The organism is Nostoc sp. (genome assembly GCF_036917615.1).
In the GTDB taxonomy this organism is placed as follows: Bacteria; Cyanobacteriota; Cyanobacteriia; order Cyanobacteriales; family Nostocaceae; genus Nostoc.
On the sequence record NZ_JBALCZ010000010.1, the window covers coordinates 20,345 to 34,944 of the forward strand.

The 14,600-nt window shown below is 40.7% G+C and carries 12 protein-coding genes; 7 read left to right on the top strand and 5 right to left on the bottom strand.

Translation table 11 applies throughout. The features are described from left to right. Positions 1–42: 42 nt before the first annotated feature. The 4 genes from V7K85_RS01140 to V7K85_RS01155 all read right to left on the bottom strand — a co-directional run bounded on the left by V7K85_RS01140 (position 43) and on the right by V7K85_RS01155 (position 4,046). Positions 43–1,209: an EcsC family protein gene (locus V7K85_RS01140; RefSeq protein ID WP_334810829.1), complete on the bottom strand. Its 1,167-nt coding sequence runs from the start codon at positions 1,207–1,209 to the stop codon at positions 43–45. A 336-nt stretch (positions 1,210–1,545) separates the two neighbouring features. Next, positions 1,546–2,280 carry a nuclease-related domain-containing protein gene (locus V7K85_RS01145; RefSeq protein WP_334810830.1) on the bottom strand — a complete coding sequence of 245 codons (735 nt, stop codon included), beginning with the start codon at positions 2,278–2,280 and terminating at the stop codon, positions 1,546–1,548. 140 nt (positions 2,281–2,420) lie between these two features. Next, the gene (locus tag V7K85_RS01150; protein ID WP_334810831.1) at positions 2,421–3,248 is read right to left on the bottom strand and encodes an alpha/beta fold hydrolase; all 828 of its coding nucleotides are present in this window, start codon (positions 3,246–3,248) and stop codon (positions 2,421–2,423) included. A gap of 72 nt (positions 3,249–3,320) precedes the next feature. Then, positions 3,321–4,046 (bottom strand): lysophospholipid acyltransferase family protein, encoded by a 726-nt coding sequence (locus V7K85_RS01155; RefSeq protein WP_334810832.1) that lies wholly within the window; start codon positions 4,044–4,046, stop codon positions 3,321–3,323. A gap of 378 nt (positions 4,047–4,424) precedes the next feature. Here V7K85_RS01155 and metG point away from each other — a divergent pair, with 378 nt between their 5' ends. The 6 genes from metG to menH all read left to right on the top strand — a co-directional run bounded on the left by metG (position 4,425) and on the right by menH (position 10,063). Continuing rightward, a complete protein-coding gene (metG, locus tag V7K85_RS01160) occupies positions 4,425–6,029 on the top strand; it encodes a methionine--tRNA ligase (RefSeq protein WP_334810833.1) in 1,605 nt (534 codons plus the stop codon). Positions 6,030–6,196: 167 nt separating this feature from the next. Beyond that, positions 6,197–6,826, top strand: a complete 630-nt coding sequence (locus V7K85_RS01165; RefSeq protein WP_334810834.1) for a LabA-like NYN domain-containing protein — start codon at positions 6,197–6,199, stop codon at positions 6,824–6,826. After that, a complete protein-coding gene (gene lptC / locus V7K85_RS01170; protein ID WP_334810836.1) occupies positions 6,826–8,034 on the top strand; it encodes an LPS export ABC transporter periplasmic protein LptC in 1,209 nt (402 codons plus the stop codon). Before V7K85_RS01165 ends, lptC begins: the two co-directional genes overlap by 1 nt. Positions 8,035–8,115: 81 nt before the next feature. Further along, positions 8,116–8,517: a metal-sensitive transcriptional regulator gene (locus V7K85_RS01175; protein WP_334810837.1), complete on the top strand. Its 402-nt coding sequence runs from the start codon at positions 8,116–8,118 to the stop codon at positions 8,515–8,517. 468 nt (positions 8,518–8,985) lie between these two features. Then, on the top strand, positions 8,986–9,177 hold the full coding sequence (locus tag V7K85_RS01180) for a hypothetical protein (protein ID WP_334810838.1): 192 nt from the start codon (positions 8,986–8,988) through the stop codon (positions 9,175–9,177). A 7-nt stretch (positions 9,178–9,184) separates the two neighbouring features. Then, on the top strand, positions 9,185–10,063 hold the full coding sequence (gene menH, locus V7K85_RS01185; protein ID WP_334810839.1) for a 2-succinyl-6-hydroxy-2,4-cyclohexadiene-1-carboxylate synthase: 879 nt from the start codon (positions 9,185–9,187) through the stop codon (positions 10,061–10,063). On the opposite strand, the gene V7K85_RS01190 is transcribed toward menH, so the two are convergent. Then, the gene (locus V7K85_RS01190; RefSeq protein ID WP_334810840.1) at positions 10,016–10,672 is read right to left on the bottom strand and encodes a glycoside hydrolase family 24 protein; all 657 of its coding nucleotides are present in this window, start codon (positions 10,670–10,672) and stop codon (positions 10,016–10,018) included. The genes menH and V7K85_RS01190 overlap by 48 nt on opposite strands. 856 nt (positions 10,673–11,528) lie before the next feature. Here V7K85_RS01190 and V7K85_RS01195 point away from each other — a divergent pair. Beyond that, complete coding sequence (locus V7K85_RS01195) at positions 11,529–14,558, top strand: S8 family serine peptidase (protein WP_334810841.1); 3,030 nt, start codon at positions 11,529–11,531, stop codon at positions 14,556–14,558. Positions 14,559–14,600 lie beyond the last annotated feature (42 nt).

Below are 14,600 nucleotides of genomic sequence, written 5' to 3' on the forward strand. Positions count from 1 at the left end.
CATCCCCCCCCCTGCGGTGATCACCTTACTCTGCCCAATGCTCTATGCCCCAATTGCATTTGTATCAATGTCAAATTTGTTAGCGATCGCTGTGATTATGTATTGCTCAACAGGTGTAGTCTGATTGTCTAGCTGGGCAATTTTGTAACACTGAATCAACAAGGGGATGGCAAAATCACGATTTAGCTGATTGAGCAGTATATCAAAAGACTTAAGTGATTTGATATTTTGGGCAATGGTATCCAACGAGTTATGACTGAGGTTTACAGCTTGTAATTCTGGCAAAATTTCTTCCCAAGTCTTTTCTGGATGGCTAGCCAGGATCATGTGAACTAAGATTTGATCCATGACGGCTTCTTGAGCGATCGCACTTTGGAGATACTTTTCACTTTCGGCTTTTAATGTTGCTAGTGTCTCTGAAGAAGTCAGCGAAATTGATTCATCTAGCTTGGCTTCGTAAAATCGGCAAGCAGCATATCCTAATGAATAGATCATCGTCGCATTTGAACTAGCTGCGATCGCTGCACCCGCCAAGGGCACATTTCGCAGCAAGCCTAATCCCGCAGCTTTCAACAGACGACTTCCACCCAAAGCTAAACCAAAAATTGCCAAAATTTCACCTTTACGGGCAGGATCTTTTAAATCTAGCCCGTAGACAGATGCAATCTGATAAAGCATTTCTGACTGCAATTTGGTTGTGGCTGTTAAATCAATTGCCAACAACGCCACTGCTACTCCTGGCAAAATACTCGTGGCTAGTCCAACTGTGCCTGCTTGAGTTGCTTTCTCCACCATGATTCGGTGAGCAATCTGGCTAGGTGATTCATTTGGATACTGTTGCTTGAGCTTGTTTACCGCAACTTCTGCTTTTTCCAAGTCAACAAGATTAGTATCACTAATTAGCCAATTTAGATTTAACACTCCAGATAGTTTTCTAATCAGCCAATTTTCGCTAAGGCTAGTCACAACCTGACCGCTGGTTTGAGTTGTTTGCTCAATTAACTTGTGTGTTTGTTTCGCCGTCGCTTCTCCCACCCCTACTGCTGTATCTAAAACTGCTTTGCCAGTCTGAGCAACAGTTTCAACAAAAGACTCTAATACAGACGGTTTATTTTCTACTGATGATTGAGCCTGAATTTTTACTTGTGAAGTTTCTCTAGGTGAATTAACTAATTTATTCACCTCTATTTCTTGGGGTTTGTCTGCCATTGCTTGATACCATCCTGTAAAGCCTCTCTCTTTAAATTTGTAGCGAAGTATGAGCGGCTTGACATCTCTCAACAAGTACAAGTTATAGATTAATAATTCCTGTCACAGTTTTACAGAAAGTGATCTCATTCCCATAAAATAATCGCGTTGAGTGTGGCGTTTAAATGGTCAATCTAGATACAGGCACTGTGTTTGCGTTTATTTCTGAAGGCTCACTTGTCCGCTATCAATTACGACAATATATACAAGAACAGCAAATGGTAATGACTTAAACATGAAGAGTGGCTGAAAGAAGCTAAATAGCGCTTATCTATACTCAAGTGCGATCGCACTTACTCAAATTGTCGGATTCTGCCGTCTAACAGGTTTGGGCTTGGGAATTGGTTTAGAAATTGGGGTAGTATTTGTAGTCAGTGTCAAGTTTTCAACGGCTTGGGCAATTACCTGTACTTGCATTGGTGTTAAACAATCAGGAGAACTCTTTATCATCTGTAGCAGTGCAGGGATACCTCGTAAAACTGGAACTGAGCAATCATTTACTCCTATCCATTTAGCAATTGGGAAGACCACTGGAGCCACAACCAACCCATTAGGAAGATTAGGCATTAAGGAAGTAATCCACTGACTAAACATTTTTTGATGGTAAATACTTTGAGAAGTCGGACTATCAGAAACTGCTAGCCAGTCGTTACCTTCACGCCGTTTCCATTGATCTTTGTAAGCACTAAATGACCCTTTCCAGGTTTTGACCTCCACTAAAAACACACCACCCTCACCGATAATTAGATGGTCTATTTCCGTTAAAGAGCCGGAGTTAGTAGGGATTAAAGCATTATTAAATATCACCCATGTATCTGGAAAAGATTGTAAAAGTAGTGATACTCCCCATTCCCCCATATTACCTTTGAATTTATTTTTGGCTTGCTTAAATTCAAACATGAATGAACCCAACCCACCCAAAAAGCCATCACCTAATGTTTCATAAATTTCTTGGTGTTTAGTAGATTTTTTGGTGTCGATTTTTTGTTGGAATATTGCCCTAAGTAAGGGTGATTGTTGAAGAGTTTTCATAAAATTTTGGTACGCTTTATCAGCGATCGCCATTCTTAAGGTTCCCAGAAAAAGCAAACAAAATACGATGAAACCACATTTTCAGTATATTAACTGATGAAATGCGTAGGCGCAGCCCGCCGTAGGCATCGCTCCTCACTCTATCCTCTCACCTCTAGCCCCGTACCTATATCAGCTTTACTTTCTAAAAAGTCGTTATCCTTAAGAATGTCATAGAGATTAATATCTTGCTCTAACAAACAAGCGTGTCCGCAATTGGGCAGCACCACAATTTTGGTATTTGGTAAGATATTCGCTATCCGCTTCACTTCTGTTACAGAAGGCAAAAGGCGATCGCTAGCACCGGCAATTAGCAAAACTGGTTGAGTCAAGCGACGTAACTGTTCCTGATCAATTTCAAACTCTCGCAGTAAAGACAACCGCCAAAGAACGGTTTCTACCGGGACAGAACGCATAGTTTTCAGCAGCTCGTGGCGATCGCTTCGGGAAATGCGTGGCAAAGATGATAAAAACGGCAATAACGCCAGTGCCCCAACATCATACAATCCTGATGGCACTAAGTAAGTTAGTTGGGATGCCCAACTTAACCAAGGGCGAAGATGAAAGGATGAAGCTGGGTTAATTAGGATAATTCGCTTAAATAACTCCGGTGCTTGGATCGCTACTTTCATTGCCAAGCAACCACCAAAGGACTCACCACACAAGTAAATCGGCCTCTGAGAGCTTTTTTCTAATTCAGCGTCGATCAAGTCCAATACACTTTTACTTAGCACATCCCAACTATTAAGGTCTTTGCGTGGGAGCGCCAAACAACGGACATCAAAGCCAGCTTCTAATCCAGCGGTTTGCGATCGCAATAGTTGACCAGTTCCATCCATTCCTGGCAAATATACCAACAGGGGATACTCTGGTTGTACTCGTTTAGGAGTAAGGAAACAAGGGTTTAGCTCAACTTCTGAGATAGTCATTGGTCACTAGTCAATCGGATAAAAATTTTGAAATGCTGATTGTTACTTATAAAAGCTTCGGTGTTTTTGATTCTAATAGCAACCTTGACGCAGTAAGTTGCTAATTTCGCCGTGACAGTGTTGCGTCAGTTCAGCCACAACAGTTCTCGCCTGTTTTCCGTGATATTTTTTCTGCTGTTGGGGTGTAATCCAATAAGGGCGACCGATTAACACAGCAACCCGCCGATAAATTACCAGAGGATGCCAACCACCTTGGTTAAATAAAGGTTCTGAAGGGTCAAATACACTCAAAAGCCTTAAGGGGAAGCCATTCGTGTTTACCTCTTCTAAAGAGGCGATCGCAATCGGCAAAATAGCTAGATCCTGCACATCCGCTCGCAATGCCAAATGGGCAAATCCCCGCTGAAATTCACCCATTTGGTTTGGCACAGTAAATTTCACCATTGGTTGAGTTCCTTCTGGAAAGACTCCCACCATCTGCCTGGACTGCAATAGCGCCTGTGATTGCGAAAAAAAGTTTTGCTGGCGGTTTTGAGTTTCCTCCAAAGGAAAACACCCGAATTGTCCGATGACAATCTCCCGCATTACTGGCACTTGTCCCATATAGTGATGGCAAGCAAAGCGAATCGGACTCGATAACGCCGCCATTAAAATCAGTGCATCCATAAAGCTGCGGTGATTGCTGACTACCAATACGCTGGCATCCTGGGGAATGCGGTCTTCGTAATAGCGAAACATTTGCGTTGAGAGTGCCGCCACCAAAGCGCGAGAAATCTCCAGGGGGCTATTTCGACTCATACTTCATCAATATATTTTTCCGGTAATATGGCAGTTTATCTTAATTTAATTTTTACATTTCTTTACTATTGCCATCACCGTCTTAAGATAGAAATATCTAATCCACAAAAGCAGCTAGATTTTCTGCGTTCTCGGTTATGTATTCTTGATCACAATAATATCTAATAGTAACTATTTGAAAAAATTATGATTAGTTAATTTTCATCTTTTAAGTAGCAATTAGCTGAATTGATGCATATTACAAAAGAATTCTGAACTGAGAAATTTGTTAATGTTAAGGTATTATTGAAGAAAATGGTAAAAATATTGTATAATCTCTTGGTTTTTCCGATAAAAGTTAAGATGTAAAACGTTTTAATAAGTTGATTTTTATTTTGCATGAATTTAGTGAATAAAACAGAAAAGACATTTGCACTGACAACACCGCTATATTATGTAAACGATGTCCCCCATATAGGCAGTGCTTATACAACGATCGCAGCAGATGTAATAGCGCGATTTCAAAGGCTGCTGGGGCATCAGGTATTACTGATTACAGGTACAGACGAACATGGGCAAAAAATTCAGCGTTCGGCAGAAAGTTTAGGGAAAGCACCACAAGATTTTTGTGATGAAATTGTCCCTAGCTTCGTGAGTTTATGGCAGTTACTAGACATTCAATATGATCGCTTTAGTCGAACTACTGCGCCTCGTCATGAAGCGATCGTTAAAGAATTCTTTGAGCGAGTCTGGGAATCTGGTGATATCTACCAGGGACAACAACAAGGCTGGTACTGCGTATCCTGCGAAGAATTCAAAGAAGAACGAGATCTGTTAGAAGGACACCGTTGCCCGATTCATACTAACAAAGAAGTCGAGTGGCGAGACGAGCAAAACTATTTTTTTCGCTTATCCAAATATCAAACTAAGCTGACAGAATTTTATCAATCTAGACCGGATTTTATTCAACCAGAAAGTCGGCGTAATGAAGTCCTCAGCTTTGTAAATCAAGGATTGCAAGACTTTTCAATTTCGCGGGTGAATCTCGATTGGGGTTTTCCCGTACCAGTTGATCCCAAGCACACCCTTTATGTTTGGTTTGATGCGCTGCTAGGTTATGTAACGGCATTACTAGAACCAGATGCAGAACCGACTTTAGCAAATGCTTTCGGAAGATGGTGGCCGATTAACTTGCACCTAATTGGTAAGGATATTCTGCGCTTCCATGCAGTTTATTGGCCAGCAATGCTGTTGTCGGCTGGCTTACCCTTGCCGGGGCGAGTATTTGGGCATGGCTTTTTGACTAAAGATGGTCAAAAAATGGGCAAAAGTCTGGGTAACACCCTTGATCCTGTGGCGTTAGTTCAGCGCTATGGTAGTGATGCCGTTCGTTATTACTTCCTTAAGGAAATCGAATTTGGCAAGGATGGAGATTTTAATGAAGTAAGGTTCATTAATGTTCTGAATGCAGATTTGGCAAATGATTTAGGTAATTTGCTCAATCGCACCTTGAGCATGGTGAAGAAATACTGCGCTAACAATAATGTCCCATCAATCGGCAATGAAGGAATTCCTGAGGGAAATCCTTTGAAAAAAATTGGTTTACGTCTAGGGGAACATGTAAAACATGCCTATGAAGAGCTAGCCTTCAGTCGAGCCTGCGAGGCCATCCTTTCATTGGCGCAAGCCAGTAATAAGTTTATTGATGAACAAGCTCCTTGGTCATTATATAAACAGGGACAGCAGCAGTCGGTGGAAAAAGTTCTCTACGCAGTTCTAGAATCAGTTAGACTAGCAGCTTATCTGCTTTCCCCAATTATTCCGAATATTAGTAGCGATATTTATCAGCAACTGGGCTTTGGAATAAACTTTAACGATCAAATACAAAGTTCAATTACCGCTCCTTTTGCCACCCATGCAACATGGGGGATACTATCTAGTAAACAACAGTTGGGTACACCCCAACCGATTTTTAAGCGAATAGAACCCCCGAAAAACGATTAATCCTTATCAAACTCTGATTTTGTTCAATTTCTTAATTTTCTCAAAACATTTATCGGGGCTTAACTTATATTAGCCCCGGAACATTATCATAAGCCGCTGTGACTAGCATCTAAAAGTTGGTAATTTGTATCAAAAATAACAGAGATAAAAATCGAGGTATGACAACGATGTTGAATAATTTTGAAACCGATTCAATTTTTACGCCAGAACAAGTTTTGGAGAATCGGGGTCGGGTCGCCATATTTATTGATGGCTCAAATCTATTTTACGCTGCACTGCAACTAGGGATTGAAATCGATTACACGAAGCTGTTGTGTCGATTAACAGGAGGTTCTAGACTACTGCGTGCTTTTTTCTACACTGGTGTAGATCGGACAAACGAGAAGCAACAGGGGTTTCTTCTGTGGATGCGTCGCAATGGCTATCGAGTCATTGCGAAGGATTTGGTACAGCTACCAGATGGCTCTAAAAAAGCCAACCTGGATGTAGAAATAGCAGTCGATATGATGGCACTTGTAGATTCTTATGATACCGCAGTTTTAGTCAGCGGTGATGGGGATTTGGCATATGCGGTAAATTCAGTCAGCTATCGCGGCGTGCGGGTAGAAGTGGTAAGTTTGCGTTCGATGACCAGCGACAGTTTAATTAATGTAAGCGATCGCTACATTGATTTAGAAGCCATCAAAGAGGATATTCAAAAAACCCCTCGCCAAAGCTATCCATACCGCCCGTTATCTGGTATTGGTTTTTTGGAAGACCCAAGAACTAGTGATGGACATCTAGAAATCCAAGAATAATGGCGCATCAATTTCATCAAAGGGGGAGAGAGGGGGTAAGAAAAATTCAAAATTTCTCCTCTACTCCTTCCTTCCTGATTTTTCCTTTGACTTTTTTTTTGGTATTTGGTTTAGTTGCCTGTGGGGGTAAATCCCCCCCAGCTTCTCAACAAAATACAGCGGGTTCATCTAACCAAGATAGTAATTTAACTTTCTTTGATGTCACCCTAGAACAGGCAGATGAAGTGGGACGACCGATTTGGAAAGTCAGGGCTAAAACCGCAAAATACACCAAAGAAAAACAAATTGGTCAGGCTGAAAGTCCTTATGGTGAACTATATCAAGATGGCAAAGTAGTTTACCAAATAAAGGCAGATGTCGCAGATATTGAACAAAATGGGAAGCAGTTATTTCTTAAAGGTAAGATATTTGCCATAGACCCTAGTAATGGGGTTGTGTTGCAAGGGAATGAATTAGAATGGCGACCCAAAGAAGATTTGTTGATTGTCCGCAACCAGATTAACGGTACTCATAAACAACTACAAGCAGTGGCGCAGGAAGCACGAGTTAAAACCCGCGAACAGCGCATGGAATTTTCTGGACGGGTAGTAGCAAATTCCACTGATCCCCAGTTACAAGTCAGAACCGAGCATTTAATCTGGAATATTAAAGAAGAAAAACTGATTGGCGATCGCCCCATACAAATTGACCGCTACAAAAATAATAAAATTAGCGATCGTGGCAAGGGAAATTCTGCCGAAGTCAACTTAAAAACGAAAATTGCCACTATTCAACAGAATGCTCAATTAGAATTACTAGACCCACCAGTGCAAATAGCTAGTAACTCTATGATCTGGAACATGAACGCAGAAACTGTGACTACAAATTCCCCCGTGCGTATGTTCCAGCGAGTCGAAAATCTTACCGTCACCGCCAATCAAGGTGAAATGAAAATACCGCAAAAAACGGTTTATTTAACAGGTAACGTTAACGCCCTTGGTCAGCGTCGCCAGTCTTTGAAATCTAATACATTAACTTGGTATTTAGACAATAAGTTAGTTGAAGCTCAGGGAAATATAGTTTATCGGCAAGTTGACCCACCGTTAAATTTTACGGGTGAAACAGCCGTTGGTAATCTGCAAACAGAAAATATTGTTGTCAAAGGTGGCAGTTCTAGCGGTAGGGTAGTAACAGAGATTATTCCCCAAGAAAAAGTCAATCGTCAGTAGAGTTAAGGACTTTCACCCAGAAATTTTGGGTTGGTCGAGTACTAGGCTAGGATCTTAGTACTACAAGTCCTTTGATAACCCATGAATGGATCAAACCGATTAGGCAATGAATCCTTGCCAATATCCCAACAAGCAGAACATTCCCACCATCATGATACAGACCATGAACATACAGATCATACTCATGGGACTGGAGAATCGGCTCATTCTCACGTCCATAGCGAAGAGTCTTTACGGCGAATTGTCAATCGATTATCGCGTATAGAAGGACATGTTCGTGGTATTAAGGCAATGGTGCAGCAAAGTAGCCCTTGTCCTGATGTTCTACTGCAAATTGCCGCAGTGCGGGGCGCATTGGATCGGGTAGCACGAATTGTTTTGGATGAACATTTAACTGAGTGTATTGGTAGAGCCGCACAAGAGGGTAATATTGATGTTGAAATTAAACAGTTAAAAGCTGCTTTGGATCGATTTTTGCCTTAAGAATTAGAAAAATAAAAAATTAACTAGCACAACAAGACATTTTCTAGAGATAGGAGATTTGGTGTATTGACTCAGGCAGAGGGTTCTTTATGCGAAAATTAACACAAGTGTCTCACAGTCATGGCTGATGGTTTGCGCGGCTCCAAAGCGATTGTAGAGCGGTAAATATACCCTCGAATGTATATTAAGCTAATGAGCATTTAAGTTGCATAAAAGCAGGGCTTCAGCCCTTACTACAAGCGAATCATTCTGGAAAAATGAATGACGATTAGCTCAGAGGATGTTTGAAAAGTTCTCTTGTCGATATCAAAAGTGTTAGATCCCTCTAAATCCACGCCACGTGTTAAAGAGCGTGAACGCTAAGAGCGAACAAGTCGGCAGAGCGCAAGGGCGCAGTGGCTCCCCTTTAAAAGGGGGACTTTGATTCCGGTTCCCCCCTTTTTAAGGGGGGTTAGGGGGGATCTAAAAGTGCCTCAAGTCACAGGGAAACACTTTTCAAACAACCTCTTAGGGCGAGAACATTTTGGCATTACTTATCTTGCCAAGGATCAAAAAAGCGATGCCTACGGCGGTAAGTTACATATTTTCGTCAAAACCCTGGAGGATGAATCTCTCAACCAACCAGACTTTAATATGATATACAGCCGCGATAGTGATTAGTTAGACTATGATCTTAGAAAAATATCATTTTCACTATTTTTTAATTGGCAAATTCAACAAACCACTAATTCTTTTTCTGCATGGTTTCATGGGTAACATCGATGAATTTGATGAAGCCATACAATTACTATCTGACGATTTTGATTATTTAACACTTGACCTCCCCGGACACGGCAAAACTCAAGTTTTGGGTGAGGAAGAGTACTATACAATCGTAAACACTGCTCATGCTTTAATTAACTTATTAGATGAGTTAAAAATTCCCAAATGCTTTTTAGTTGGTTACTCAATGGGTGGGAGATTAGCTTTATACCTCACCCTATATTTTCCAGAACGTTTTCATAAAGTTGTGCTAGAGTCAGCTTCCCCTGGTTTACCAACACAAGCAGAACGATTAGAACGAATTAAACTTGATACGCAAATAGGCAGAAAGTTGACAAGAAGCTTTGAAAAAAAGGATTTTGCCGTTTTTCTATCAAATTGGTACAATCATACTATTTTTGGTTATATAAAAAATCATCCAGAATATAACCGAATGCTAGAAAGTCGGTTACTGAATAATCCCAAGGAATTAGATAAATCACTTCGCTTCATGGGTACTGGATTCCAACCTTCTTTATGGGAAAAGCTACAAGATAATAAAATATCTATGCTTTTGCTAGTCGGTGAATATGATGAGAAATTTATATGTATTAATACAGAAATGGCTAAACTATGTGAATTTGTCCAGCTAAAAATAATTAGTAATGCTGGACATAATATTCACTTTGAAAATCCTTTGGCATTTGTGGAAAATATCAAATATTTTTTCCGTAGCAAGTTAAAAATTAAGATAACCTTACTGCTTCTTTTTCTTTACTGTCTTGCTGGAAGGAGTTGGGGATAGTGTCAAATTCGGGGCAGGTCGTTGATTTGCTGCGGTTAATTCCTCTTGCAACATTTTCTGATAAACCTTAGGTAAAGAACTACTAACATAATTAGTTTCTATCCCATATCCTAGACTTGTCCAGGTGGGAGAGAGTCGCCGCAAAACATCATTTAACTTTCCCTGATGCAACAATTGAGAAATATCAGTTCCCCAAACTTTAGAATCACTTAACCAACGGTAAACTACTACATCTTGATATTCTGCTTCAAAACTATAAGCAGTCCAAAACATCATCCGCATCGGCTTTGGGTGATAACGAGGAGCTAAACGATACCAAGTAATGTTGATAATTTGATATCTCCCAGCAGCTGTGGAACAATTACCTGTGTTGGGGCCTGTGATAATTGTGACGCATATCTCAGGATGTCGGCTAAGGTCGTTGACTTGCTGTCCACCATACAACAGCGAATAGGGACGGTTCCCACTAGCCTCACTCGCCGAGATGGTTCGCATTAAAGCGCGGATATAGGGGTCACCCTGTTTCATCACCAAAGGCGGCTGTTTATCTTCAAAGATGGGATCGGAAGGCGATCGCAAGTCTCCAATATACCATTGCAACAAATACACAAAGCCGAGAAGCGCGGCTATTGGCCCAATAAGTTTTTCAACACCTTTGAATTCAAAGCCTTTCAGAGTCCGACTCCTTCAAATTCGCTCTCTTTGCTAACAAAAATCATCGACGAACTCATTCTGACAAAGTTCGCACCTGATTGTTAGTTATTAATTATCGATTTGCTGATTTTTTTAGGAATTAGGAAAAAAGGGCATAAATCAAGCGAGATACTTCCAACAATGCCAACTTAGTTAGGACTTACGCAAAATCATGAAAAAACCAACCGCAAAGAACGTAAAGGACACAAAGGAATAAGACTTTCAGAGGGTTATTGCGTAAGTCCTATTAGTATAAGCTCAATCGCTTCTTGTTGCATCCTGCTGACGGCAAGAAATCGCTACTTCGCTCAAATAGTGCGATTTTCGAGTCGCACTTCTAAAACTGTGACCTATATAGCAATCCTAAGTGAATCATCAGAAAACACTATATTCATCTACTGGTAGGAAGTAAAAAATTGAACAATTAATTTATGAATAAAACCAACGTTTTTATAAAAGAGGAGTTATGCACAGATAAATACGTATATTCCAGTTCAAAATAAAACCAAGTCTTTACTTGTGTGTTTTATCACAAATAATTCAGTATTGCTATATATGGTTTACCACGTTGCCGCCCATTCTTCCGAATGTGAGTTGATGCACATCTTGGACATTTGATTCGGAGTTAAACAATCCGTAATTCGTAACTTGTAATTCGTAATTATGTTAAGGGAGCGGGGATTTAAACCCCGACACAAAAAATTTTCCTGCCCACCTACTTAAGTTCTTAATCAAGGATTATTTGTTTATAATATTTGGAGCAAATTTAAGGATGTTTGAAAATTCAGAACTTCACATCGATTCATCTTTGTCAACATTGGGTAATACCTCAAATTATTTAGGTAATAATTCGGTAAATCCTTTACAAGCGGATTGGACAGGATTCAATTCCCAGAGACTTTTAACGTTAGCAGGTGAGATGCTGATTAACGTATGGCAAAACCAAACTAACCCAACCCAAGCATTGGTTTACACTGCTGCGAGTATTTTCAATCCTAATTTTGCGGCTAATGCTCAGGTTGCCTTTGGAGAAGCCTTTGATGTTAGCAAAGCACAAGCATTAGGTGCTGACATACTGGGTGGAATCTATGGTGTCTTGCCAGATGTGAAATTTCTCTCCAATTCTGAAATGAATGGTGCTTTTAGCGCGTATGCCAAAAGTAGTAACACAATCTACCTTAACAGTGTTTTTCTGACGCAGAATGCGTCTAATCCAACCGCTATCGGCAAAGTTATTGTTGAAGAAACAGAACATTTCCTAGATGTCTACGCCAGTCCTATTGACTCACCTGGCGATCAAGGTGACATTTTTGCACGGCTTACAAATAACGAAAAAATCTCTAATGAAGTATTAAAGGCCTTAAACTCTGTAATTGATAGCCGTGGAAACGATATTCTTACTGGCAACAGCTTTAATAACAGCCTCAATGGCAACAGCGGTAATGATGTTTTGGATGCCTATGGTTCTGATCTTCTTGAGCGAGATGATTTGCTGGGTGGTTTAGGAAGCGATCGCTTTATTCTTGGAGATGCTAACAATACTTATTATGCTCGAAGCGGAAGCCGTGATCTGGCTGTGATCGCTGATTTCAGAATTGGTGAAGACACTATTCAACTCAGACGGCTTTCTAACTCTGTGACGAATTCTAGTCAAGCCTATGGCGATCGTTTAAACACACTAAGAAAGAATACAGAAATTCGTTTAGACAACAATGAACTGATTGCTATCCTGAATGGTGTGACAGGTCTAGATTTCACTAGCTCTGCTTTTCAATTTGTTGGTACTGTTCCGCCTCCTGACTATGCAGGAAATAGTACCAGTACAGCTTATAACATTGGTATATTAAATACTTCTCGTAGTTTTAGTGATTGGGTAGGTGCAGCAGATACAAACGACTACTATCGCTTCTGTGTGGAATCTCAAAGTAACTTCAATCTCAGTTTAACAGGTTTAAGTGCTGATGCTGATGTCCAGTTACTCGATGATTTAGGTAATGTCATTACCAGTTCTACTAACAATGGAAGTAGTTCCGAGTCTATTATCCGTCAGTTAAGTGCAGGTACATACTTTGCGCGGGTTTCTCCTTTTAGTAGTGCCAATACTAACTACAACCTCAGCTTGACGGCAAACCCAATTCCTAACATTAGCTTTAGTTCTTTTAATGTTTTTGATGCTGCGGGTGACAGTACTATCAACAGTGTCTTCCAAGGTGGAGCCATTCAGTTAAATTATGGTTTGTCAAATGTTACATCTTTATCAAGTGTTCGCTTAGAAGCTCTAAGAAACGGTAGTACTATAAATCTAGGAACTTGGACTGGAGGTAGTTTATCCAACTCTTTAATCAACCTTGCTAACTTCTCCAGCTTAACAGGAGGTGATTATCAATTCCGTGCAGTCGCTCGCACTACCAGTGGTCAAGACTTTTTCTCTAGTTCCCAATCAATGAAAATTTTGTCTTGGAGTCAATCTAGCAATACCACTTATGGAACTTTTGCTGGTGAAACACTTAATTACTCTGGTGGATTAGGTACAGGCGCTGTTGTTGTGGGACGCGGTGGAACAGACACTTTGAATCTCTGTGGTATTTCCCGCTGTAATGTGACTGGTATTAATGGCGTCAGTCTTGGGTTTTTTAATCCTTTCTGTTCAACTAGTCAAGCAATTTTCAGAGGCACAAGTTTTGACTATCTAACTTTAGCTGATGGTCGAGAAATCTATTTCCAAGGAATTGAAAGCCTCCGCTTTGGTGATGGCTCAACATTAGAGATGCAAGTCCGCACTAATGATACTTACTTCAATTCTCAGTGGAATCTAAGTGTATCTGATGTCGGGAGTGCATGGCGCTTTACCCAAGGTGCAAGTAACGTATTGATATCATCTTTGGATTCAGGTGTGCTAACGGCGGCTGGCAAAAGCGGTAGTGTTGTGGATATTTCAACAAACCGCTTGATCACTGATCCAACAGATGATGATAACGTCAATCGTCCAGGGCATGGACATCAAGCAATCAGTATTATGTCTTCAACGGCTAACAATGGTTCTGGTATTGCTGGCATCAACTGGAATAGCAGTGTGTACGTGAATGATGTGTATCATGGCGTATCTTTACAGCAAGCAATTCGTGACACTATTGCTTATGCAAGAGCCAGGAATCAGCGCGTTGTTTTCCAAGGTGGTATTCAAGGTGAGTATTGGCTGAAAAATGGTGGTACACAAGCACAATTGGAGCAGTTAATCCGAGATAACTCAGACATTGCTATATTTGCCATAGCAGCAGGTAATGGTGAAATCGATATAGACAACTCTAGTGTAGACAACTCTAGTGTCAAAAAGGGCTTCAGTGGTGGTGTTGCAAGGCTTCAAACTACTTACAGTAATGTGATGTCTGTAGGGGCGCTTCAGCGTTCAGGACAATCGACTGTGAATGGTTTGGCAAATGCTACATCTGTGAATAGAGCTTATTACTCCAACTTTGGCTCCAGCCTCACACTGATGGCAGCAACAGACTCACCAGCGATGAAACCAGATGGCAGTGTGAACTTAATGTTTGACGGAACCTCTGCCGCTAATCCCAATATGGCTGGAATTGCTTCACTGGTTTGGAGCGTTAACTCTAGCTTGAATGGGGGGCAATTGCGTCAGATTCTGATCGATACAGCAATGGATTTGGGTGCAACAGGTCGGGATAATATTTTTGGAAACGGTTTAGTTAATGCAGATGCTGCTGTACGTCGTGCATTAGCACTAAGCCGTAACAATCAACTTAGCAATCTTTATTCTGGACGATCAGAATTTGCATAAGGTTGTCTAGATTAAGGCAAAAAGGGTTCATAACTAGAATTG